This is a genomic window from Streptococcus pseudopneumoniae, from assembly GCF_001074565.1.
In the GTDB taxonomy this organism is placed as follows: domain Bacteria; phylum Bacillota; class Bacilli; order Lactobacillales; family Streptococcaceae; genus Streptococcus; species Streptococcus pseudopneumoniae_J.
Map to the genome: position 1 here is coordinate 1 of NZ_JUQX01000059.1, position 21,252 is coordinate 21,252.

A 21,252-nucleotide genomic window follows, 5' to 3' on the forward strand; every position below is an offset into this window, starting at 1 on the left:
CTGTAAAAGGTAAGAAGATCTGGGATGATGCTAATAACAAAGACGGTATTCGTCCAGACTCAATTACTGTAGCACTTCTTGCCAACGGTAAAGAAACTGGTAAGACTGTAACTGTTACAAAAGCAACAGCTCTTTCAGACAACGAGTGGGCCTTCGAGTTTACTGAGCTTGATCGTTACGCAAATGGTCAAGAAATCAAGTACACTGTCAAAGAAGTTGGCACTGTGAAAGGGTACACAGCAAAAGAAGATGGTAGGAACGTTACAAATACGCACACTCCAGAAAAACCAACACCAGGTAAACCAAATGAACCAGGAAAACCAGGACAAAAACCTCAACTTCCTAACACTGGTGAAAAAGCATCTAACGCAGCAGTAGTTGCAGGGCTTGCTTTGATGGCATTGACTGGTGGATTGTACTTTGTAAGCCGTAAAAATAAATAATCTAGCGTGAGAAAGATAGTTTTCATTTATTTTCTTAGGTTTAACCTGTGATAAAAAGACCAGAGGCTTCCTCTGGTCTTTTTAGGTAAAGGAGTAAAAGAAAAACCCGGTAATTAAATACAGGGTTAGTGATCATTTTATCATCATCAATTCGACAATCATTTCTATATAGATGATTAAGGTTAGGAGAAAACCAGCTCTCCAGAAGAATTTGATGAATTTAGGGTAATAAAAACTTCGTTTTTTGAGGAGGAAAAAGACAACTAGGAGGATTGCTAGGAGTGAAAGTGCTAGGCCAAGTCGCGGTAGAAAGTTGTGGGTAAAGGCTTTAGCAGTGATAAGGTAGTACTCGAATACCAAAAGTGGAAAAGCTAGATCCGCGAAATTAAATCCTATTTTCCTAAGTCCGAAAAACTTGGTGACAATAAAGCAAACCACCAAGGTTAATATCAATAATAAAATAGATGCTATTTTCATTAAAATCATACCCATATTGTATCATAAAAAAACGCTAAAGGAAATGAGAAACAAGGGAATTTGTAGGAAAGTCAGGCTTTTGAGATTGTTAGTGATTTTTGTTATAATGAAAGTTATGAAATCTTATAATACCTTGAATGATTATTATCGAAAACTCTTTGGAGAAAAGACTTTCAAAGTTCCTATTGATGCGGGGTTTGACTGTCCTAATCGCGATGGAACTGTGGCTCATGGGGGCTGTACCTTTTGTACGGTTTCGGGTTCTGGAGATGCCATTGTAGCACCAGATGCCCCTATCCGTGAGCAATTTTATAAGGAAATCGACTTTATGCACCGCAAGTGGCCAGATGTTAAAAAGTATCTGGTTTATTTTCAAAACTTTACCAATACCCATGAAAAGGTGGAAGTGATTCGGGAGCGCTATGAGCAGGCTATCAATGAGCCAGGTGTAGTAGGAATCAATATCGGAACGCGCCCAGACTGTTTACCTGATGAAACCATCGAATATTTGGCTGAGTTATCAGAACGAATGCATGTGACGGTAGAATTGGGCTTGCAGACCACCTTTGAAGCAACATCTGACCTGATTAACCGTGCTCATTCCTATGAATTGTATGTTGAAACGGTAAAACGCTTGAGGAAATATCCCAAGATTGAGATTGTTTCCCATTTGATCAATGGTTTGCCCGGTGAGACTCATGAGATGATGATCGAAAATGTCCGCCGCTGCGTAACGGATAACGATATTCAAGGGATTAAACTGCACTTGCTTCACCTCATGACAAATACTCGTATGCAACGAGATTACCACGAAGGACGCTTGCAACTGATGAGTCAGGACGAGTATGTCAAGGTCATCTGTGACCAACTGGAAATTATTCCTAAGCATATCGTCATCCACCGAATCACGGGAGATGCGCCTAGAGATATGCTGATTGGTCCCATGTGGAGCCTCAATAAATGGGAAGTGCTAAATGCTATTGAAACTGAAATGAGACGCCGCGGCAGTGTTCAAGGATGCAAGGCTGTAAAACAGGAGTTTGAAAATGAAAAGACCACTTGAGATGGCACATGATTTTTTGGCTGAAGTCGTGACAAAAGAGGATATCGTAGTGGATGCGACCATGGGCAATGGTCATGATACCCTTTTTTTAGCCAAGCTAGCCAAGCAAGTCTATGCCTTTGATATCCAAGAGCAGGCTTTGGAGAAAACCCAAGAGCGTTTAAATGAGGTAGGTTTAGAGAATGTCCAGTTAATCTTGCAAGGTCATGAGACACTTGATCAGTTTGTGACAGAAGCTAAAGCAGGGATTTTTAATCTGGGTTATTTGCCTTCTGCTGACAAATCCGTCATCACCCAACCTCAGACTACTATCGAAGCCTTAGAAAAGCTGTGTCATTTGCTTGTCAAAGGAGGACGGATTGCCATCATGATCTACTATGGTCATGAAGGAGGAGATACCGAGAGGGATGCTGTATTGGATTTTGTTAGCCAGTTGAACCAACAAGAGTATACAGCTACCATTTATCGGACTCTCAACCAAGTTAACAATCCACCGTTTTTAGTTATGATTGAAAAATTAGAAAGGTATAGACATGGATAAACAATACCTTCGTGAGAAGCTTGAGGCAATGCGCCAAAATTTTGTCGAGTCAACGCATCACGAGCGAGCAGTCGGGGTGCTCGACGAAGCACATATGAGCAAGAAAATGCTTAAAATCAAGAAAAAATTAGTGGCTCTTGAAATGGAACGATGCCAGAAAAAAATTGAGCACAAAGACTGTTCCAAGATTGATCAGAAAATTCAAGAGCAAAAGGAGATTTTTGAATCTTGTTGTAAAAAAGATTAAGGAGGAATTGTGTGGAATTACTCATTTACTTGATTCTATTTTTATTTGTCTTAATCATTTCAACTACGACCAATAAACTTCTCCCATTTTTACCCCTTCCTCTTGTGCAAATCCTTTTGGGGATTGGGATTGGCTTATTTGTTCCCGATGCGGACTTTCATCTCAATACAGAGCTGTTTCTAGCCATGGTTATTGGTCCCTTACTTTTCCGGGAGGCAGAAGAAGCTGATATTACGTCCATTTTGAAGCACTGGCGGATTGTTGTCTTTCTGATTTTTCCTGTGATTTTTATCTCGACCTTAAGCTTGGGGGGCATGGCTCACTTCCTTTGGATGACTCTTCCTTTGGCTGCCTGTTTAGCAGTTGGAGCGGCACTTGGGCCAACAGATTTGGTTGCCTTTGCGTCTCTTTCTGAACGTTTTCGTTTTCCTAAACGGGTTTCTAATATCCTAAAAGGGGAAGGGCTCTTAAATGACGCTTCTGGTTTGGTTGCCTTTCAGATGGCTCTTGCTGCTTGGACAACAGGAACCTTTTCTTTCAGCCAAGCTGGAACTTCCCTAGCGTTTTCTATCCTTGGTGGTTTTGTAGTCGGTTTTGTGACGGCTATGATCAATCGTTTTTTGCATACCTTTTTATTAAGTGTGCGAGCGATAGATATAGCCAGTGAATTATTGCTAGAGCTAAGTTTGCCACTCATGACCTTTTTTATCGCAGAAGAGTTTCATGTTTCAGGGATTATCGCAGTAGTGGTTGCAGGTATTTTGAAGGCCAGTCGTTTTAAGAAAATTACGCTCCTTGAGGCTCAGGTAGACACCGTGACGGAGACCGTTTGGCACACCGTGACCTTTATGCTAAATGGATCAGTCTTTGTTCTCTTGGGAATGGAATTAGAGTTGATAGCAGAGCCGATCTTGTCTAATTCTCTCTACAATCCCCTTCTTTTACTGCTTTCAGTTGTCGTTCTGACCTTCTTGCTTTTTGCGATCCGATTTGTCATGATTGCTGGTTTTTACTTTTTGAGAACGAGTCGACTTAAGAAAAAAATTCATAAGTACATGAAAGATATGCTTCTTTTGACCTTCTCTGGTGTCAAAGGGACAGTATCTATCGCGACCATTCTCCTCATACCAAGTCATTTGGAGCAGGAGTATCCTCTGTTGCTCTTCCTAGTAGCAGGCGTTACACTATTAAGCTTTTTAACGGGTTTACTGGTTCTCCCTCACTTATCTGAAGAACAAGAGGAAAGCAAGGATCATTTGATGCATATAGCGATTCTGAATGATGTAGCTGCAGAATTAGAAAAAGAACTGGACCATCACAAAAACAAACTTCCTCTTTATGCAGCTATTGATAATTATCATGGTCGGATTGAAAACCTCATCCTTAGTCTGGAAAATAAGAGAGTCCAAGAGGACTGGGAGTCCCTCAAGCTCCTTATCTTGAGTATTGAGAGTGACGGTTTGGAGCAAGCCTACGAGGAAAATAGAATTGGTGAGCGTAGCTATCGAGTTTACCAGCGTTACCTAAAAAACATGGAGCAGAGTATCAATCGGAATTTCGCTTCTAGAGTGACTTATTACTTCCTAGTTTCCTTACGGATACTGCGCTTTCTACTCCATGAAATGTTTACCTTTGGTAAGACCTTTCGCAGTTGGATGAATGAAGAATCTCGTAAACTACTAGCAGTTGACTATGATCAGATTTCAGAGTTGTATTTGGAAAATACCGAGCTGATTATCGAGAGTTTGGAAAACCTCAAGGGGGTTTACAAGAGTTCTCTGATTAGCTTTATGCAAGAGTCTCGTCTACGCGAGACGGCCATTATCGGAAGTGGTGCCTTTGTTGAGCGGGTTATCAATCGCATCAAGCCAAACAATATCGATGAAATGCTACGAGGCTACTATCTCGAACGTAAGGCAATCTTTGAATACGAAGAAGCTAAATTGATAACGGCCAAGTATGCCAAAAAATTACGCCAAAATGTGAATAATTTAGAGAATTATTCTCTGAAAGAGGCCGCAAATACCTTGCCTTATGATATGGTAGATTTAATCAGAAGAACTTAGATGATGAAGAAAATGACGGAGGATGGGACATGAAAAAGTGGTGGAAAGAGCTGATGGGCAGGCCCTTATTGAAAGCTTTTTTGCATTATTATCAAGCATCTGATAGTGAGTTGACCAGTGTTGCGGTTGCCTACTATTGGTTGATTTCAATCTTTCCTTTGCTAATGATAATGGTCAATATTTTGCCTTATTTTCAGATTCCGGTCTCAAATTTCTTACTTACAATCAAGGAATTCTTGCCTGATACGGTGTATGATGTGGTCGCTAAGATTGTCCGAGAAGTTCTGACTCAACCATCGACTGGTTTGCTGAGTTTTGCCGTTTTATCTGCACTCTGGACCTTTTCAAAATCAATGGATTTCCTCCAAAAAGCTTTTAACAAAGCCTATGGGGTGACCAAAAGTCGAGGGATTATCTCCCATCAGTTGATGAGTTTGCTTGTTAGCCTCGGCTTGCAGATTCTTTTTGCCCTAGCCTTGTTTTTGAGTATGTTTGGTCGTATGTTGCTCAACCTCCTCAAAACTTACTGGCAATCAGACAGTCCGCTATTCTCTTACCTGCAAGATTTTACAGGTCCTCTGGTCTATGCCATGATCTTTGCCATTCTAGTCATGATTTACTATTTCCTTCCAAAAGTAAAAACACCACGAATCCGCTATGTTTTACCAGGAAGTGTCTTTGTCTTGCTAACTCTTATCTTTTTATTGAATATCTTTTCTGTTTATGTCAATAGTTATGTCAATCATCTAGTTGACGTCCGATTTTTCAGTTCCATTATCGTGGTAGTCATGATGTTCTGGTTTATTCTCATTGCTAAAATCTTGATTATCGGGGCAGTTATCAATGCCAGTGTTCAGAGTTTGAAGGATCCAAGATTTCGTGGTAACACATCCATTTTAAAGAATGGGGAATAATAAAAATACGCTTTATTTACAAAGCGTATTTTGTTGCAAATGCAATAAAAATATGCTATTCTATCATCATAGATGCGAAAGGAGGAAACATGTCGTTATTACGCGAAATCGGAATTATAGCCCGTGCCTTGGACTCTATTGCCAATATCGAATTTCGTGATATAGACCTAGCTCGTGGTCAGTATCTTTATTTGGTTCGAATCAAGGAAAATCCAGGTATTATCCAAGAAGCTTTATCAGATTTGCTAAAGGTTGATCGCTCAACTGTTGCCCGTTCTGTAAAAAAGCTAGAAGAAAAGGGATTGATAGAGCAAAGAGCAGCTGTGGATAATCGGAAAAATAAGGAGTGGTTTGTAACAGAAAAAGGTGAGAGTCTCTATCCTTTTATTCTAGCTGAACGTCACTACTCGGAGAATTCAGCCTTAAAGGGATTTTCTAAGGAAGAAGCCAATGAACTGGAGAGTCTACTAATTCGGATTAGAAAAAATATTACAAGTGATTGGGATATGGTCAAAAAAGGCCAGAAAAGAGATTATTTATAATAAGAGGTGGAAGATGAAAGTTATCGTTGAAAATGAATTTTGGAGCTTGTTTCCAGAAGCACAGATTAGTGTTCTAGTAGTAAAGGGATTAGACAATACAGTTGATGAAAGCAAGGATCCCTATTTCAAATCTTTGCTAGACAAGGGAGCCAAGCGAGCTGAGGAGTATATCTCAGATGATAATTTCACACAAAATGAGGTCATTCAAGAATGGCGTCAGGCTTTCAGCAAGTTCAAAACGAAAAAAGGTGCTCGTTCTTCGATTGAAGCCCTACTTAAGCGGGTCAGTCAGGGAAGAGAGTTCAATCCCATCAATCCTTTAGTAGATATCTATAATAGTGTTTCATTATCTTATGCGGTTCCCTGTGGTGGTGAAGATTTGGAAAAAATTGCTGGTCATCTTCGTCTTGGAAAGGCCAAGGGAGGTGAATCATTTTTCCCACTAGGAGCTGAAAGCGATGCGCCTGCTTTACCTGAAGAAATCATCTATTATGATGATGAGGGAGCTGTTTGTCGCTGTCTCAACTGGAGAGAGGCACAGAGAACCATGTTGACAGAAGAGACAAAGGATGCTGTCTTAGTGATTGAAGCGATCAATGCTGAACAGGCAACACGTGCTCGGGCTGCCATGGAAGAATTACAGGATTTGGTGAAAGACTATTTTGGAGTTCAAGGGGAACTGACTCACCTTACTGCTGAAAATACGGAATTAGTCATTTAAACATCAATAGCTCAGTCATTTCTCTGGGGAGGAAATTCCCTTGAGAAACGGCCGAGCTATTTTTAATAGATAAACATGGCATCCCCAAAGCTAAAGAAGCGGTAGTGTTCTTGAATAGCATGGTGGTAAGCATCTAGGACTAATTCACGGCCTGCAAAGGCAGAGACCAGCATAACGAGAGTTGACTTGGGGAGGTGGAAGTTGGTTGAAAAAGCATCCACGACCTTCCATTCATAGCCAGGCTTGATAAAGATATTGGTCCATCCAGAATCTGCTTGAATTTGTCCGTCAAACTTAGAGCCGATGGTTTCTAGTGTACGGATCGAAGTGGTTCCAACAGCGATGACACGGCCTCCATTTTCCTTGACAGATTGAAGGGTGGTTGCTGCTTCATCAGAAAGTTGGTAGAACTCTGAGTGCATTTCATGTTCATCCAGATTGTCAACAGAAACGGGCCTAAAGGTTCCGAGTCCGACATGGAGAGTGAGATAGACTAGATGAACACCTTTGGCTTGGATTTCTGCTAGCAGTTCTTTGGTAAAGTGCAGTCCAGCAGTCGGTGCAGCAGCAGAGCCACTTTCTTTAGCGTAGACCGTTTGATAGCGTTCACGGTCATCCAGTTTTTCGTGGATATAAGGCGGTAATGGCATTTCACCTAGACTTTCCAAAACTTCTAGGAAAATTCCTTGGTATTCAAAGCGGACAATACGGCCTCCGTGGGTCAATTCTTCCGTAACGACAGCGCTGAGACGACCATCTCCAAAGCTGACGCGAGTACCGACCTTGAGGCGTTTGGCAGGTTTAGCGAGAACCTCCCACTCATCTCCAGCAGTATTTTTGAGCAGGAGAAGCTCCACATGACCTCCTGTTTCTTCCTTTTGACCATAAAGGCGGGCAGGGAGAACACGGGTGTCGTTCATGACAAGGGCATCACCTGGTTCCAACATATCGATGATGGAGTGGAAGTGCTTATCCTGCATTTCTCCCCTCTCCCGGTTTACGATGAGGAGCTTGGAGGCATCACGTTTTTCAAGTGGTGTTTGGGCAATCAAATCCTCAGGCAAGTGGAAATCAAAATCAGCTGTATTCATTTTTTTCATCATTCTTTCTAACTTCTAATTTTATCCATTATAACATGTTTCAAGTTTGGACGCTCTTTTTTTGGAAAATAAATCGTTTTCACTTGACAAAAATTGGTCTATACCATATAATGAATATAGAAATATGGAGGATATAAAATGAAAGTTATTAAAGTTGAAAACCAAATTGAAGGTGGAAAAGTGGCTTTTGAAATTTTGAAGGAAAAGTTGGCCAATGGTGCTCAAACATTAGGACTTGCGACAGGGAGCAGTCCGCTTGAGTTTTACAAGGAAATCGTTGAGAGTGACCTTGATTTTTCAAATCTAACCAGTGTAAACCTCGATGAGTATGTAGGGCTTGATGGGGACAATCCACAGTCTTACCGTTACTTCATGCAAGAAAACTTGTTCAACAAAAAACCATTTAAAGAAAGTTTCTTGCCACGTGGTGTTAAGGATAATGCTGAAGAAGAAGTAGAACGCTACAATCAAATTTTGGCTGACCATCCTGTTGATTTGCAAATCTTGGGAATTGGTCGCAATGGACATATCGGCTTTAATGAGCCTGGTACTCCATTTGACAGTCAAACGCATCTAGTCGAACTTGACCAGTCTACCATCGAAGCTAATGCTCGCTTCTTTGACAAGATTGAAGACGTCCCAACCCAAGCCATTTCAATGGGAATTAAAAACATCTTGGATGCCAAGTCTATCCTTCTCTTTGCTTATGGTGAGTCAAAAGCAGAAGCCATTGCTGGAACAGTGTCAGGCCCAGTAACTGAAAGTCTGCCAGCAAGTAGCCTACAAAACCACCCTGACGTGACGATTATTGCGGATGCAGCAGCGCTCAGCTTACTTGAAAAATAAAAAGTACAAGAACCGCTTGCTCTTTGGAGTGAGTGGTTTTTGAGATCTTGAATTGATATCGCTTAACAACCACCAAGCTCTCATTGTAAGTGGATAACGGAGAAAATTCTTGACAGTGCAGATTTTAAATATAGGTATCACGGTATCTATTGTAACAATTTGGTTCTTTCTAGGGAAGAAAGTGAAGATAATATAAGTTTATGGCAGTTTTCCTCTTGACATTTATTCATTTTGCATGTAAAATAGAATAGATCTTGAACTTGAAGGGAGTGAAAAAAATGTCTAAAACAGTAGTACGTAAGAATGAATCTCTTGACGATGCACTTCGTCGTTTCAAACGTGCGGTTACTAAAGCTGGTACTCTTCAAGAAACACGCAAACGTGAATTCTATGAAAAACCTTCTGTAAAACGTAAACGTAAATCAGAAGCAGCTCGTAAACGTAAAAAATTCTAATTTGAAATGAAAGGCTAGACTTGTCTAGTCTTTTTATTTTTAAATAAATACTGTAAATCCTGCAAAAAAAGGAAACTTCCAACTACAATTTGATATAATAGTAAGGAGAACTCGATTGAAGGAGGAAATTATGTCGGTTTTAGTAAGAGAAGTAATTGAAAAGCTCAGACTAGATATTGTATACGGCGAAGGCGAATTGCTCGAAAAAGAAATCAACACAGCGGACATTACGAGACCTGGTCTTGAAATGACGGGCTATTTTGATTACTACACTCCAGAACGGATCCAGCTTTTGGGGATGAAGGAGTGGTCCTATTTGGTTAGTATGCCTTCTCAAAACCGTTATCAAGTTTTGAAAAAAATGTTTCTGCCAGAAACACCAGCGGTCATCGTAGCCCGTGGCTTGGTGGTTCCAGAAGAAATGTTGAAGGCTGCTAGAGAATGCAGGATTGCGATTTTGACCAGTCGGACAGCAACCAGCCGTTTATCTGGAGAACTTTCTAGCTACCTTGATTCCCGTTTAGCTAAACGTACCAGTGTACATGGTGTCTTGATGGATATCTATGGCATGGGAGTCTTGATCCAAGGGGATAGTGGTATCGGTAAGAGTGAGACAGGTCTTGAACTCGTGAAGCGTGGCCACCGTCTAGTAGCGGATGATCGTGTCGATATTTATTCTAAGGATGAGATGACCCTTTGGGGAGAACCGGCTGAAATCTTAAGGCATCTACTTGAGATTCGTGGAGTTGGGATTATCGATGTTATGAGTCTCTATGGAGCAAGCGCTGTAAAAGATTCTTCGCAAGTTCAACTGGCTGTCTATTTGGAAAATTACGATACCCATAAGACTTTTGACCGTCTAGGAAACAATGCCGAAGAATTAGAAGTTTCTGGTGTAGCTATTCCACGTATCCGTATCCCAGTAAAAACAGGACGCAATATCTCTGTTGTTATTGAGGCGGCTGCCATGAACTACCGTGCTAAGGAAATGGGCTTTGATGCGACGCGTTTATTTGAAGAACGTTTGACAAATCTGATCGCTCAAAATGAGGTGAAACATGATTAATCCAGTTGCATTTGAAATCGGACCTTTTTCCATTCGTTGGTATGCCCTATGTATTGTGGCAGGCTTGGTCTTGGCAGTCTATCTTGCCATGAAAGAAGCTCCTAAGAAGAAGATTCTGTCAGATGACATTCTAGATTTTATATTAATTGCCTTTCCTGTTGCAATTTTAGGTGCCAGACTTTACTATGTGCTCTTCCGTTTAGATTACTATCTTCAAAATCCGGGTGATGTGATTGCCATCTGGAATGGTGGTTTGGCCATTTATGGTGGTTTGATAGCAGGAGCTATTGTACTTTATATCTTTGCAGATAGAAAACTCATCAATACTTGGGACTTTCTAGATATTGCGGCGCCGAGCGTTCTGATTGCCCAAAGTTTAGGCCGCTGGGGAAATTTCTTTAACCAAGAAGCCTACGGTGCAGCGGTAGACAGTCTGGATTATTTGCCAGGCTTCATTCGTGATCAGATGTATATTGATGGGAGTTACCGTCAGCCAACCTTCCTATTCGAGTCGGTTTGGAATCTGGTTGGATTTGCTTTGATTCTGATTTTTAGACGAAAATTGAAGGGAATCAGACGTGGTCATATCACTGCTTTCTACTTGATTTGGTATGGTTTTGGTCGTATGATCATCGAAGGAATGCGGACAGACAGCCTCATGTTCTTTGGTCTGCGAGTTTCCCAATGGTTATCAGTTATCCTTATCGGACTCGGTATTTTTATCATACTTTATCAAAATCGAAAGAAAGCCCCTTTCTATCATACAGAGGAGGAAAACTAAATGTTAGAAGTTGCTTATATTCTTGTTGCCATTGCTTTGATCGTTTGTTTAGTCTATCTGACGATCACCATTCAAAAAGCAGGTCGAATGATTGATGAGACGGAGAAAACCATTAAAACCTTGTCTTCAGATGTAGATGTTACCTTACATCATACCAATGAATTGTTGGTAAAAGTTAATGTCTTGGTTGACGATATCAATGTTAAGGTTGCGACTATCGACCCACTCTTTACGGCCGTAGCAGACTTGTCTGAGTCAGTGTCTGACCTCAATAGTCAAGCGCGTGTCTTGAGCAAGAAAGCTTCATCAGCTGGATCAAAAACACTTAAGACGGGTGCTGGATTATCTGCACTCCGTGTCGCAAGTAAATTTTTCAAAAAATAAAAAAGGAGAAATCTTATGGGAAAACTATCCTCTATCCTTTTAGGAACAGTTTCAGGTGCAGCTCTGGCCTTGTTCTTAACCAGTGACAAGGGCAAGCAAGTTTGCAGTCAAGCTCAAGATTTTCTAGATGATTTGAGAGAAGATCCAGAATATGCCAAAGAGCAAGTCTGTGAGAAATTGACAGAAGTGAAGGAACTGGCAACGAACTTTGTGCTGAAAACAAAGGAACAAGTAGAATCTGGTGAAATCACTTTTGACAGTGTCCTTGATCAAGCCAAAACATGTGCACGACAAGCGACAGAAGCATCAAAAGAAACCTTTAACAATCTCAAGGAGCAATGGCAAGAACAGCCAGCAACTCCAGATATCGTAGAAGACGAAGAAGAGATTATTATTGATATTACAGAAGAATAAAACATCACCATCTCTGGTTCTGGAGATGGTGATTTTTATCTGCAGCCTGTCTTTGTGGTATAATAAATACTATGCAGAAAAAACCAACATCAGCCTATGTGCATATTCCCTTTTGCACACAGATTTGTTATTATTGTGACTTTTCAAAGGTGTTTATTAAGAATCAACCAGTAGATAGTTATTTGGAGCATCTGCTAGAAGAGTTTCGTTCTTATGATATCCAAAAATTGCGAACCCTCTATATTGGAGGTGGGACACCAACAGCCCTGTCAGCTTCACAACTAGAAGTGCTCTTGGATGGCTTGACTAAACACTTGGACTTGTCGGTCTTAGAAGAATTAACCATTGAAGCTAACCCAGGAGATCTGGACGCTGATAAGATTGCGGTTTTGAAAAACTCGCCAGTCAATCGTGTTTCCTTAGGTGTGCAGACTTTTGATGACAAGATGCTGAAAAAGATTGGGCGCAGTCATTTGGAAAAGGATATTTATGAAAATATCGACCGCCTCAAACTGGCTGGCTTTGATAATATCTCCATCGATTTGATTTACGCTCTACCTGGTCAAACTATGGCTCAGGTCAAGGACAATGTGGCTAAAGCCATTTCGCTTGACATTCCTCATATGAGTCTTTATAGCTTGATTTTGGAGAATCATACGGTCTTTATGAATCGTATGCGTCGAGGGAAATTGCCCTTACCCAAGGAAGAGTTAGAAGCGGAGATGTTTGAGTACATCATCGCAGAACTGGAGCGAGCGGGTTTTGAGCATTATGAGATTTCCAATTTTTCCAAGCCTGGCTTTGAAAGCCGCCACAATCTCATGTACTGGGACAATGCTGAATATTATGGTATCGGTGCAGGCGCTTCAGGTTATGTGAATGGGGTGCGTTATAAAAACCACGGTCCAATCCGCCACTATCTCAACGCAGTAGAGGCAGGAAATGCTCGCATTACAGAAGAACACCTGAGTCAAAGGGAGCAGATGGAAGAAGAAATGTTTCTGGGACTCCGCAAGAAATCAGGGGTTTCCATGACACGATTTGAGGAAAAATTCGGACGGTCCTTTGAAGGACTATATGGAGAAATTGTCAGAGACTTGGTTCAACAAGGTCTTATGCAGATCGATGGTGATCGTGTCCGAATGACAAAGAGGGGTCTCTTTTTAGGAGACACTGTAGCAGAACGATTTATTTTGGAGTAGAACAATGGGCTTAACTTATCAAATGAAAATGAAAATTCCTTTTGATATGGCGGACATGAACGGTCATATCAAGCTGCCAGATGTGATTTTGCTGTCCCTGCAAGTATCAGGTATGCAATCGATTGAGCTGGGAGTCAGTGACAAGGACGTCTTGGAACGCTACAATCTGGTCTGGATTATCACGGATTATGAGATTGACGTGGTACGTTTGCCTCACTTTGCTGAAGAGATTACGATTGAAACGGAAGCTTTGAGCTATAATCGTCTCTTTTGCTATCGCCGCTTCACTCTCTACGATGAAGCTGGTCAAGAAATGATTCGCATGTTGGCAACCTTTGTTCTCATGGACCGCGATAGTCGAAAAGTTCATGGAGTCGAGCCTGAGATTGTTGCGCCTTACCAGTCTGAGTTTGATAAAAAACTCATCCGTGGGCCAAAGTATGCAAATCTAGAAAACTCGATCAGTAAAGACTACCATGTTCGTTTTTACGACTTGGATATGAATGGTCATGTTAACAACAGTAAATACCTGGATTGGATTTTTGAAGTCATGGGAGCAGATTTTTTGACCAAGTATATTCCAAAGAAAATCAATCTCAAATATGTCAAAGAAGTGCGACCAGGTGGTATGATTGCTTCAGCTTATGAACTCAAGGGACTAGAAAGCAAGCATGAGATTATCAGTGATGGCGAGATAAATGCCCAAGCTATGATTACGTGGCAAGAAATTGAAGGCAATTAGAAAGGGCGATATGGCTTATAAAGGTTATTTAATTGATTTAGACGGAACCATTTACAAGGGGAAAGACCGAATTCCGGCAGGAGAGGCTTTTGTCCATGAGTTGCAAAAGCGAGAAATTCCTTATCTCTTTGTAACCAACAATACAACTCGTACTCCTGAGAGCGTTCAAGAGATGTTGGCTAAGAATTTTAATATCAACACGCCTTTATCAACTGTCTACACGGCAACTTTGGCAACCATCGACTATATGAATGACTTGGGACTGGAAAAGACAGTCTATGTCATCGGAGAAGCAGGACTCAAGGATGCCATTCAGGCTGCTGGTTATGTGGAAGACAAGGAAAATCCTGCCTATGTGGTAGTTGGACTGGACTGGCAAGTCGACTATGAAAAATTTGCGACAGCAACTCTAGCCATTCAAAAGGGTGCTCACTTTATCGGAACCAATCCTGACCTCAATATCCCGACGGAACGTGGTCTCTTGCCTGGTGCTGGTTCACTAATTACACTTCTTGAAGTAGCAACACGGGTAAAACCAGTTTATATCGGGAAACCAAATGCTATCATCATGGACAAGGCGGTTGAGCACTTAGGCTTGAAAAGAGAAGAATTGCTCATGGTTGGGGACAACTACCTGACAGATATCCGAGCAGGGATTGACAATGGCATTCCAACGCTCTTGGTGACGACAGGTTTTACCAAAGCAGAAGAAGTGGCGGACCTGCCAATTGCACCAACTCATGTAGTTTCTAGCCTTGCGGAGTGGAATTTTGATGAAAACTAAACTGACCTTTTGGGGAAGTATGCTCTTTCTCCTCTCCCTGTCTATTCTCTTAACCATTTATCTGACATGGATTTTCTATCCTTTGGAAATTGAGTGGCTGAACTTAGCGGATCGAGTCTATCTAAAGCCAGAAACCATTCAGTACAATTTTCATATCTTGATGAATTACCTGACTAATCCCTTTAGTCAGGTCTTAGAGATGCCAGATTTTCGTTCATCAGCAGCAGGTCTACACCACTTTGCGGTGGTGAAGAATCTCTTCCACTTGGTTCAGTTACTCACTTTATTGACATTACCAAGTTTCTATTTCTTTGTTAGAAAGATTGTGAAAAAAGGATTTCTACCCCTATATCGTAAAAGTATCCTGATTCTAGTGCTACTACCTCTAGTCATTGGCCTTGTAGGAGTGTTGATTGGTTTTGAGCAATTCTTTACTCTTTTCCATCAGATTCTCTTTGTGGGAGATGATACCTGGCTTTTTGATCCAGCAAAGGATCCCGTTATTTGGATTTTGCCAGAGACTTTCTTTCTCCACGCCTTTGTACTTTTCTTTGTTTTATATGAAGGAATGTTTGGTTTCCTTCTTGCTAAAGCTTCAAGGAAATAGTGGAAAAAGTTCTGTATTTTTAATAAAAAACGAGAGAAGTTGCTCTACTCCCTATTTATTGTTAGGTTATCCTAAAGATAAACTTGCAAAGCAGGAGATTTTTGCAGAAAACAGTCTATTTTCTATGAAAAAATAGGCTTTTTTTCTAAAAATACCTAGTCAAGCGCTTTATTTTTTTGTATAATAGAAATAGCAAGTATAGATAAAAGAAGAGAAAAGCATGATTACACTATTTTTATCACCGAGTTGTACATCATGTCGTAAGGCAAAGGCTTGGTTAGAGACGCATAAAGTGCCCTTTCAAGAGCATAATATTATGACTAGTCCTTTAACAAGAAAAGAATTACAACATATTCTTTCCTTGACCGAAAATGGTACTGATGACATCATTTCAACTCGTTCAAAAATTTTTCAAAAATTGGATATTGATGTAGAGAGTATCTCGGTATCGGAGTTGCTTCAGTTGATTGAGCAATATCCTAGTCTTTTGCGTCGCCCAATTATTATAGATACCAAACGCATGCAGATCGGTTTTAATGAAGATGAGATTCGTGCTTTTCTCCCTCGTAGTTACCGTAAACAAGAACTAAAAGAAGCAACATTGAGAGCTGGTATAGGATAGATGAACAAACAGTATAGTTACCCACTAGATTTGTCGTGGAGCACTGAAGAACTTGCTTCAGTGCTTTCTTTTTTTAATGATGTTGAAGCTGCCTATGAAGACAAGGTAGAAGCTAAAAAACTGCTAGATTCCTACAAGAAATTTAAGTCTGTGGTTCCGAGCAAAAGCGAAGAAAAACGCTTAGGTCGCGAATTTGAGACAGCGAGCGGTTATTCCTTCTATCATGCAGTTCAATTAGCAAAAGAAAAAAGAGAAGGGAAGATTTCTCTTGGAAACTAAATTTGAATTTGCCAAACAGATTGTGCAGGAAGCTGCAGATTACATTTTGGCCCACATGCAAGAAGATTTGCAGGTCGAGCGAAAATCTTCACCTACCGACTTGGTGACGCGTTTGGATAAGGAAGTTCAGGATCTCTTGGTTGGTAGAATTTTAGCATCTTATCCAGAAGACTTGATTTGCGCGGAAGAGGGCTGTTTGCGTACGGCAGTCGGCCAGGGGAATGTTTGGGTGATTGATCCCATTGATGGTACCAATAACTTTGTCGCCCAGAAGGAAGATTTTGCCGTGATGTTGGCCTACTTTGAGAATGGGGTTGGGAAATTCGGTATCATTTATGATGTCATGAAAGGGGATTGTTACCATGGTGGTGGTGCCTTTCCTCCTTTTCGCAATAATGAGCCCTTACCGCCTTTTAAAAAGAAACCTCTTCAAGAATTTTTAGTTGCCGGTAACTCAGGTATGTTTGAAAGCAATGAGTGGGGCTTGGCGGATTTGGGTCGAGCAGCGTTGGGAGTCCGTGTCTATGGCAGTGCGGCTATTAGTTTTGCCAAGGTTTTATGTGGTCGTCTTCTGACTTATATTACCTACCTGCAACCATGGGATTACGCTGCGGCCAGTATCTTAGGGGAAAGTCTGGGTTATCGTCTTCTTACGGTATCAGGTGAGCCCGCTGATTTTAAAACGCGTCAGCCTGTCATGATGGTGCCAATCGAGATGCAAGAAGAGATTCAGTCTTATATCTACGAAAGGAAAGAAAACTAAATGCAATTTCCAGAAGGATTTGTTGAAAAATATGAAGCGATACTAGAAGATGAGGCAAGAGACTTTCTTGCCTCTTTTAAACAAGAAGCGGTTTCGGCTTTTCGGGTCAATCCCTTAAAAGAAAGTCAGTTATCGTTTGCTGATGCTATTCCCAATACACCTTGGGGGTATTATGGTAAGGTTTCTGGGAAGTCACCAGAGCACGTGACAGGTTTCGTTTATTCGCAAGAGCCTGCAGCCCAAATGGTGGCCCAGGTAGCTCAACCCCTTCCCGGTATGAAGGTTTTGGACTTGGCGGCAGCACCAGGTGGAAAATCCACTCAACTAGCAGCTTATCTGGCTAATCAAGGAGTCCTTGTCTCCAACGAAATTTCAAGTAAGCGTGCTAAGATTTTAGTAGAAAATATGGAGCGATTTGGAGCGACAAATGTTGTCGTGACCAATGAATCTGCTGACCGCTTGGCCAAGGTTTTTAAAGGTTACTTTGATGTGATTGTCCTTGATGCCCCCTGCTCGGGTGAAGGGATGTTTCGTAAGCAGCCCGATGCCATGGATTATTGGAGTACCGATTATCCTAGCCAATGTGCCAGTCTCCAAAGAGAAATTTTAGAAGATGCAGTGACCATGCTTGCTGAGGGTGGCCGTTTGGTCTACTCGACCTGTACTTGGGCACCAGAGGAAAATGAAGAAATCATCCACTGGTTGCTGGATACTTATGATTTTGAATTGCTTCCAGTCGAGCATGTGAACGGTATGGTAGCAGGAATTGATCTTCCTGAAACGGCTCGGATGTACCCTCACCATTTTAAGGGAGAAGGCCAGTTTGTTGCCCATTTGCAGTTTAAGGGACAAAATCCAGCACCTAAGTTCAAAGCCAGCAAGAGCAATCTCAGTCGTGAACAATTGGCTCTGTGGCAAGAATTTGCCCAAAAACATTTGCGAGTCAATCTAACTGGTATCTTGCAAACTTTTGGAGATCAGCTCTATCTCCTGCCAGAGATGCTACCTGATCTAGGAAAACTCAAAATTGCCCGAAATGGACTTCATCTGGGGACTTTTAAGAAGAAACGCTTCGAACCAAGCTTTGCTCTGGGATTAGCCTTGAAACCAAGTCAAGTAAAACAAAGGGTCGAAATCAATGGTGAGGACTTTGTAAAATATGTGGCTGGTGAAACAGTTCAGCTAGCTGAAAGTCTACCAAATGGCTGGTATCAAGTTCTGGTTCATGGAAACGGTCTGGGCTTTGCAAAAGTTACTGGAAATGTTTTAAAAAATTATTATCCAAAAGGCCTCAGATTCAAGTGAAAAAGCTAGTCAAAGAATCTATTCTATGTTATATTGGAAGTATGAGTTTTTTCTGATAGTCTTTCATTTTTACTTATATTATGTGATGAACCGACTGGTCTTCAAGGGGCTTCCAGTCTATAAATCGTAAACCAAATCCTATCATCACTGATTGTCATGATAGGAACTGAAAGAAATCAGAACATTCATCATTATGTTCAAGGAGAAAAATAGTGAAAAAAAGAAAAAAGCTCGTCCTATCTCTTGCGACATTTTTACTTGCAGGTTCTCTAGCGGGATGTGCAAGCTGGATTGATCGTGGAGAAACCATGACAGCTGTCGGTTCAACTGCTCTTCAGCCTTTGGTCGAAGCCGCAGCAGACGAATTTGGTTCAAGAAACATTGGAAAAACAGTCAACGTTCAAGGCGGTGGTTCGGGAACAGGACTTTCCCAAGTGCAGTCAGGAGCGGTAGATATTGGAAACTCTGACGTTTTTGCGGAGGAAAAAGATGGAATTGACGCTTCAGCGCTTGTGGACCATAAGGTTGCAGTAGCTGGTCTGGCAGTAATTGTGAACAAAGAAGTGACTGTTGAAAATCTGACAATTGAGCAACTTCGTAAAATCTTTACCGGTGAAGTGACTAACTGGAAAGAGGTTGGGGGCAAAGACCTTGCAATTTCGACTATTAACCGTGCAGCAAGTTCTGGTTCGCGAGCAACCTTTGACAATGTCGTAATGAATGGTCAAGCGGCTATGCAGAGCCAAGAACAGGATTCTAATGGAATGGTCAAGTCGATTGTCTCCCAAACTCCAGGAGCCATTTCTTATCTTGCCTTTGCCTATGTGGATGACTCGGTCAAGACCATGAAGCTCAATGGCTATGAGCCGACAACTGAAAATGTAACAACCAACAACTGGCCTTTGTGGTCTTATGAACACATGTATACCCTAGGTCAGCCGAATGAGTTGGCAGCTGAATTTTTAAAATTCATCCTCTCAGACGAAGCCCAAACTGGAATTGTTAAGGGCATGGGCTATATTTCTATCAATGAAATGAAAGTCCAAAAAGATGCGTCAGGTACCGTAACAGCCATAGAAGGGAGTCAATAATGAATCAAGAAGAACTTTCAAAAAAATTGCTCTCTCCTTCAAAGAACTCTCGTCTTGAGAAGTTTGGTAAAGGATTGACCTTCGCCTGTCTTTTTTTAATTGTCATCATTGTGGCGATGATTTTGATTTTTGTAGCGCAGAAAGGCTTGTCGACCTTCTTTGTCAATGGAGTGAACATCTTTGATTTCCTCTTTGGACAAACTTGGAATCCTTCAGGAAAACAATTTGGTGCTCTGCCAATGATTTTGGGTTCCTTTATTGTAACAATTTTGTCAGCCCTGATTGCAACTCCCTTTGCTATTGGTGCTGCAGTCTTTATGACAGAAGTATCACCAAAAGGTGCTAAGATTTTGCAACCAGCCATTGAACTTCTCGTTGGGATTCCATCGGTTGTCTATGGATTTATCGGTTTGCAGGTTGTGGTTCCATTTGTTCGTAGTGTCTTTGGTGGAACTGGTTTTGGGATCTTGTCAGGGATTTTCGTTCTCTTTGTCATGATTCTACCAACTGTAACCTTTATGACAACAGACAGCTTGCGTGCTGTGCCCCGTCACTACCGTGAAGCCAGTTTGGCAATGGGAGCGACTCGCTGGCAAACCATCTGGCGTGTGACCTTGAAAGCAGCGCGTTCAGGTATTTTTACAGCAGTGGTCTTTGGGATGGCACGTGCCTTTGGTGAAGCCCTTGCTATTCAGATGGTGGTCGGAAACTCAGCAGTTATCCCAACCTCGCTAACAACACCAGCTGCGACCTTGACATCTGTATTGACTATGGGTATCGGAAATACCGTCATGGGTACAGTTGATAATAACGTACTCTGGTCACTGGCCTTAGTCTTGCTCTTGATGAGTTTGGCCTTTAACAGTGTGATTAAATTGATTACGAAAGAAAGAGGAAAGAAAAACTATGCACGCTAAGAAATTAGATAAACTTGCAACAGCTGTCCTCTATACCATCTCGGGTATCATCGTGACCATTCTGGCGTCCTTGATTCTCTATATCCTAGTTCGCGGTTTGCCTCACATCTCTTGGTCCTTCTTGACTGGGAAATCTTCTTCCTATCAAGCAGGGGGAGGTATCGGGATTCAGCTTTATAATTCCTTCTTCCTTCTGGTTATTACCTTGGTTATTTCTGTTCCTTTATCCATGGGAGCGGGGATTTTCCTAGCTGAATATGCCAAAAAGGGTCCTGTGACCAATTTCATCCGTACCTGTATTGAGATTTTGTCTTCACTGCCATCAGTGGTTGTGGGTCTCTTTGGTTACTTGATCTTTGTAGTCCAGTTTGAGTATGGATTCTCAATCATTTCAGGTGCCTTGGCCTTGACGGTCTTTAATCTCCCTCAGATGACTCGAAATGTTGAGGACAGTTTGAGACACGTTCACCATACGCAGCGTGAGGCTGGCTTAGCTCTTGGGATTTCTCGTTGGGAGACAGTTGTTCATGTCGTCATTCCAGAAGCCCTTCCAGGTATTGTAACGGGTGTTGTCTTGGCATCTGGCCGTATCTTTGGTGAGGCTGCTGCTCTGATCTATACGGCAGGGCAGTCTGCACCAGCCCTAGACTGGTCTAACTGGAATATTCTCAGTGTTACCAGTCCTATCTCTATCTTCCGTCAAGCGGAAACCTTGGCTGTCCACATCTGGAAAGTCAATAGCGAGGGAACCATCCCAGATGGTGCCATCGTATCAGCTGGTTCTGCAGCTGTGCTCCTCATCTTTATCTTAATCTTTAACTTTGGAGCTCGCAAACTTGGAAGTTACCTACATAAGAAATTAACCGCTGCCTAAAGGAGA

General features: G+C 41.6%; 27 protein-coding genes. 25 read left to right on the top strand and 2 right to left on the bottom strand.

All coding sequences use genetic code 11. The annotated features are described in order from the left end of the window. Positions 1 to 443 (top strand): Cna B-type domain-containing protein (locus ADI74_RS08390; RefSeq protein ID WP_049538280.1); only part of this gene is annotated, 443 nt, incomplete at its 5' end. 132 nt (positions 444 to 575) lie between these two features. Here ADI74_RS08390 and ADI74_RS08395 read toward each other — a convergent pair. Further along, a complete protein-coding gene (locus tag ADI74_RS08395; RefSeq protein ID WP_049538282.1) occupies positions 576 to 935 on the bottom strand; it encodes a DUF3397 family protein in 360 nt (119 codons plus the stop codon). Positions 936 to 1,026: 91 nt separating this feature from the next. Here ADI74_RS08395 and ADI74_RS08400 point away from each other — a divergent pair, with 91 nt between their 5' ends. From ADI74_RS08400 to ADI74_RS08430, 7 genes are all read left to right on the top strand, one after another. Continuing rightward, on the top strand, positions 1,027 to 1,983 hold the full coding sequence (locus tag ADI74_RS08400; protein WP_000867018.1) for a TIGR01212 family radical SAM protein: 957 nt from the start codon (positions 1,027 to 1,029) through the stop codon (positions 1,981 to 1,983). Beyond that, positions 1,967 to 2,524, top strand: a complete 558-nt coding sequence (locus tag ADI74_RS08405; protein WP_049538283.1) for a tRNA (mnm(5)s(2)U34)-methyltransferase — start codon at positions 1,967 to 1,969, stop codon at positions 2,522 to 2,524. The genes ADI74_RS08400 and ADI74_RS08405 overlap by 17 nt, the downstream gene beginning before the upstream one ends. Further along, positions 2,517 to 2,771: a hypothetical protein gene (locus tag ADI74_RS08410; RefSeq protein WP_000361094.1), complete on the top strand. Its 255-nt coding sequence runs from the start codon at positions 2,517 to 2,519 to the stop codon at positions 2,769 to 2,771. Before ADI74_RS08405 ends, ADI74_RS08410 begins: the two co-directional genes overlap by 8 nt. Positions 2,772 to 2,782: 11 nt before the next feature. Then, positions 2,783 to 4,837: a cation:proton antiporter gene (locus ADI74_RS08415; RefSeq protein WP_049538285.1), complete on the top strand. Its 2,055-nt coding sequence runs from the start codon at positions 2,783 to 2,785 to the stop codon at positions 4,835 to 4,837. Between the two features lie 29 nt (positions 4,838 to 4,866). Next, positions 4,867 to 5,751 carry a YihY/virulence factor BrkB family protein gene (locus ADI74_RS08420; RefSeq protein ID WP_049538287.1) on the top strand — a complete coding sequence of 295 codons (885 nt, stop codon included), beginning with the start codon at positions 4,867 to 4,869 and terminating at the stop codon, positions 5,749 to 5,751. 89 nt (positions 5,752 to 5,840) lie between these two features. Beyond that, the gene (locus ADI74_RS08425; RefSeq protein WP_049538289.1) at positions 5,841 to 6,293 is read left to right on the top strand and encodes a MarR family winged helix-turn-helix transcriptional regulator; all 453 of its coding nucleotides are present in this window, start codon (positions 5,841 to 5,843) and stop codon (positions 6,291 to 6,293) included. A gap of 13 nt (positions 6,294 to 6,306) precedes the next feature. Beyond that, complete coding sequence (locus ADI74_RS08430) at positions 6,307 to 7,014, top strand: B3/B4 domain-containing protein (protein ID WP_049538290.1); 708 nt, start codon at positions 6,307 to 6,309, stop codon at positions 7,012 to 7,014. 62 nt (positions 7,015 to 7,076) lie between these two features. On the opposite strand, the gene queA is transcribed toward ADI74_RS08430, so the two are convergent. Next, the gene (gene queA / locus ADI74_RS08435; protein WP_049538393.1) at positions 7,077 to 8,105 is read right to left on the bottom strand and encodes a tRNA preQ1(34) S-adenosylmethionine ribosyltransferase-isomerase QueA; all 1,029 of its coding nucleotides are present in this window, start codon (positions 8,103 to 8,105) and stop codon (positions 7,077 to 7,079) included. 147 nt (positions 8,106 to 8,252) lie between these two features. Between queA and ADI74_RS08440 the strand changes: the two genes are divergently transcribed. From ADI74_RS08440 to pstA, 17 genes are all read left to right on the top strand, one after another. Continuing rightward, positions 8,253 to 8,960, top strand: coding sequence for a glucosamine-6-phosphate deaminase (locus ADI74_RS08440; protein WP_049538292.1), 708 nt, complete (start codon positions 8,253 to 8,255; stop codon positions 8,958 to 8,960). A 278-nt stretch (positions 8,961 to 9,238) separates the two neighbouring features. After that, on the top strand, positions 9,239 to 9,415 hold the full coding sequence (rpsU, locus tag ADI74_RS08445; RefSeq protein WP_000048054.1) for a 30S ribosomal protein S21: 177 nt from the start codon (positions 9,239 to 9,241) through the stop codon (positions 9,413 to 9,415). 130 nt (positions 9,416 to 9,545) lie between these two features. After that, positions 9,546 to 10,481: an HPr(Ser) kinase/phosphatase gene (gene hprK, locus ADI74_RS08450; RefSeq protein WP_049538294.1), complete on the top strand. Its 936-nt coding sequence runs from the start codon at positions 9,546 to 9,548 to the stop codon at positions 10,479 to 10,481. After that, entirely contained in the window at positions 10,474 to 11,262 is a 789-nt protein-coding gene (gene lgt, locus ADI74_RS08455; protein ID WP_049538296.1) for a prolipoprotein diacylglyceryl transferase, read from the top strand. Before hprK ends, lgt begins: the two co-directional genes overlap by 8 nt. After that, positions 11,263 to 11,646 (top strand): DUF948 domain-containing protein, encoded by a 384-nt coding sequence (locus ADI74_RS08460; RefSeq protein ID WP_049538298.1) that lies wholly within the window; start codon positions 11,263 to 11,265, stop codon positions 11,644 to 11,646. 15 nt (positions 11,647 to 11,661) lie between these two features. Further along, complete coding sequence (locus tag ADI74_RS08465; protein ID WP_049538300.1) at positions 11,662 to 12,060, top strand: YtxH domain-containing protein; 399 nt, start codon at positions 11,662 to 11,664, stop codon at positions 12,058 to 12,060. A 71-nt stretch (positions 12,061 to 12,131) separates the two neighbouring features. After that, positions 12,132 to 13,262 carry a radical SAM family heme chaperone HemW gene (gene hemW / locus ADI74_RS08470; RefSeq protein ID WP_049538302.1) on the top strand — a complete coding sequence of 377 codons (1,131 nt, stop codon included), beginning with the start codon at positions 12,132 to 12,134 and terminating at the stop codon, positions 13,260 to 13,262. A gap of 4 nt (positions 13,263 to 13,266) precedes the next feature. After that, positions 13,267 to 14,004 carry an acyl-[acyl-carrier-protein] thioesterase gene (locus tag ADI74_RS08475; protein ID WP_049538303.1) on the top strand — a complete coding sequence of 246 codons (738 nt, stop codon included), beginning with the start codon at positions 13,267 to 13,269 and terminating at the stop codon, positions 14,002 to 14,004. 10 nt (positions 14,005 to 14,014) lie between these two features. Continuing rightward, positions 14,015 to 14,788 (top strand): TIGR01457 family HAD-type hydrolase, encoded by a 774-nt coding sequence (locus ADI74_RS08480; protein WP_049538306.1) that lies wholly within the window; start codon positions 14,015 to 14,017, stop codon positions 14,786 to 14,788. Then, positions 14,778 to 15,395 carry a TIGR01906 family membrane protein gene (locus ADI74_RS08485; RefSeq protein ID WP_000850636.1) on the top strand — a complete coding sequence of 206 codons (618 nt, stop codon included), beginning with the start codon at positions 14,778 to 14,780 and terminating at the stop codon, positions 15,393 to 15,395. The genes ADI74_RS08480 and ADI74_RS08485 overlap by 11 nt, the downstream gene beginning before the upstream one ends. 220 nt (positions 15,396 to 15,615) lie before the next feature. Then, the gene (locus tag ADI74_RS08490) at positions 15,616 to 16,017 is read left to right on the top strand and encodes a Spx/MgsR family RNA polymerase-binding regulatory protein (RefSeq protein WP_000631261.1); all 402 of its coding nucleotides are present in this window, start codon (positions 15,616 to 15,618) and stop codon (positions 16,015 to 16,017) included. Further along, complete coding sequence (locus ADI74_RS08495) at positions 16,018 to 16,296, top strand: UPF0223 family protein (RefSeq protein ID WP_001041963.1); 279 nt, start codon at positions 16,018 to 16,020, stop codon at positions 16,294 to 16,296. It begins immediately after the preceding gene. After that, positions 16,286 to 17,059, top strand: coding sequence for an inositol monophosphatase family protein (locus ADI74_RS08500; protein WP_000448244.1), 774 nt, complete (start codon positions 16,286 to 16,288; stop codon positions 17,057 to 17,059). The genes ADI74_RS08495 and ADI74_RS08500 overlap by 11 nt, the downstream gene beginning before the upstream one ends. Further along, the gene (locus ADI74_RS08505) at positions 17,060 to 18,364 is read left to right on the top strand and encodes an RsmF rRNA methyltransferase first C-terminal domain-containing protein (protein WP_049538307.1); all 1,305 of its coding nucleotides are present in this window, start codon (positions 17,060 to 17,062) and stop codon (positions 18,362 to 18,364) included. A 212-nt stretch (positions 18,365 to 18,576) separates the two neighbouring features. After that, on the top strand, positions 18,577 to 19,455 hold the full coding sequence (locus ADI74_RS08510; RefSeq protein ID WP_049538308.1) for a phosphate ABC transporter substrate-binding protein PstS: 879 nt from the start codon (positions 18,577 to 18,579) through the stop codon (positions 19,453 to 19,455). Then, positions 19,455 to 20,372, top strand: coding sequence for a phosphate ABC transporter permease subunit PstC (pstC, locus tag ADI74_RS08515; RefSeq protein ID WP_049538311.1), 918 nt, complete (start codon positions 19,455 to 19,457; stop codon positions 20,370 to 20,372). Before ADI74_RS08510 ends, pstC begins: the two co-directional genes overlap by 1 nt. Further along, complete coding sequence (gene pstA / locus ADI74_RS08520) at positions 20,362 to 21,246, top strand: phosphate ABC transporter permease PstA (RefSeq protein WP_049538312.1); 885 nt, start codon at positions 20,362 to 20,364, stop codon at positions 21,244 to 21,246. Before pstC ends, pstA begins: the two co-directional genes overlap by 11 nt. The last annotated feature ends 6 nt before the right edge of the window (positions 21,247 to 21,252 follow it).

Bases quoted from the DNA above. Each gene is read 5' to 3' on its own strand.
- ADI74_RS08395 (WP_049538282.1), bottom strand. From the start codon at position 935: ATGGGTATGATTTTAATGAAAATAGCATCTATTTTATTATTGATATTA.
- ADI74_RS08400 (WP_000867018.1), top strand. From the start codon at position 1,027: ATGAAAGTTATGAAATCTTATAATACCTTGAATGATTATTATCGAAAA.
- ADI74_RS08405 (WP_049538283.1), top strand. From the start codon at position 1,967: ATGAAAAGACCACTTGAGATGGCACATGATTTTTTGGCTGAAGTCGTG.
- ADI74_RS08410 (WP_000361094.1), top strand. From the start codon at position 2,517: ATGGATAAACAATACCTTCGTGAGAAGCTTGAGGCAATGCGCCAAAAT.
- ADI74_RS08420 (WP_049538287.1), top strand. From the start codon at position 4,867: ATGAAAAAGTGGTGGAAAGAGCTGATGGGCAGGCCCTTATTGAAAGCT.
- ADI74_RS08425 (WP_049538289.1), top strand. From the start codon at position 5,841: ATGTCGTTATTACGCGAAATCGGAATTATAGCCCGTGCCTTGGACTCT.
- ADI74_RS08430 (WP_049538290.1), top strand. From the start codon at position 6,307: ATGAAAGTTATCGTTGAAAATGAATTTTGGAGCTTGTTTCCAGAAGCA.
- queA (WP_049538393.1), bottom strand. From the start codon at position 8,105: ATGAATACAGCTGATTTTGATTTCCACTTGCCTGAGGATTTGATTGCC.
- ADI74_RS08440 (WP_049538292.1), top strand. From the start codon at position 8,253: ATGAAAGTTATTAAAGTTGAAAACCAAATTGAAGGTGGAAAAGTGGCT.
- rpsU (WP_000048054.1), top strand. From the start codon at position 9,239: ATGTCTAAAACAGTAGTACGTAAGAATGAATCTCTTGACGATGCACTT.
- hprK (WP_049538294.1), top strand. From the start codon at position 9,546: ATGTCGGTTTTAGTAAGAGAAGTAATTGAAAAGCTCAGACTAGATATT.
- lgt (WP_049538296.1), top strand. From the start codon at position 10,474: ATGATTAATCCAGTTGCATTTGAAATCGGACCTTTTTCCATTCGTTGG.
- ADI74_RS08460 (WP_049538298.1), top strand. From the start codon at position 11,263: ATGTTAGAAGTTGCTTATATTCTTGTTGCCATTGCTTTGATCGTTTGT.
- ADI74_RS08465 (WP_049538300.1), top strand. From the start codon at position 11,662: ATGGGAAAACTATCCTCTATCCTTTTAGGAACAGTTTCAGGTGCAGCT.
- hemW (WP_049538302.1), top strand. From the start codon at position 12,132: ATGCAGAAAAAACCAACATCAGCCTATGTGCATATTCCCTTTTGCACA.
- ADI74_RS08475 (WP_049538303.1), top strand. From the start codon at position 13,267: ATGGGCTTAACTTATCAAATGAAAATGAAAATTCCTTTTGATATGGCG.
- ADI74_RS08480 (WP_049538306.1), top strand. From the start codon at position 14,015: ATGGCTTATAAAGGTTATTTAATTGATTTAGACGGAACCATTTACAAG.
- ADI74_RS08485 (WP_000850636.1), top strand. From the start codon at position 14,778: ATGAAAACTAAACTGACCTTTTGGGGAAGTATGCTCTTTCTCCTCTCC.
- ADI74_RS08490 (WP_000631261.1), top strand. From the start codon at position 15,616: ATGATTACACTATTTTTATCACCGAGTTGTACATCATGTCGTAAGGCA.
- ADI74_RS08495 (WP_001041963.1), top strand. From the start codon at position 16,018: ATGAACAAACAGTATAGTTACCCACTAGATTTGTCGTGGAGCACTGAA.
- ADI74_RS08505 (WP_049538307.1), top strand. From the start codon at position 17,060: ATGCAATTTCCAGAAGGATTTGTTGAAAAATATGAAGCGATACTAGAA.
- pstC (WP_049538311.1), top strand. From the start codon at position 19,455: ATGAATCAAGAAGAACTTTCAAAAAAATTGCTCTCTCCTTCAAAGAAC.
- pstA (WP_049538312.1), top strand. From the start codon at position 20,362: ATGCACGCTAAGAAATTAGATAAACTTGCAACAGCTGTCCTCTATACC.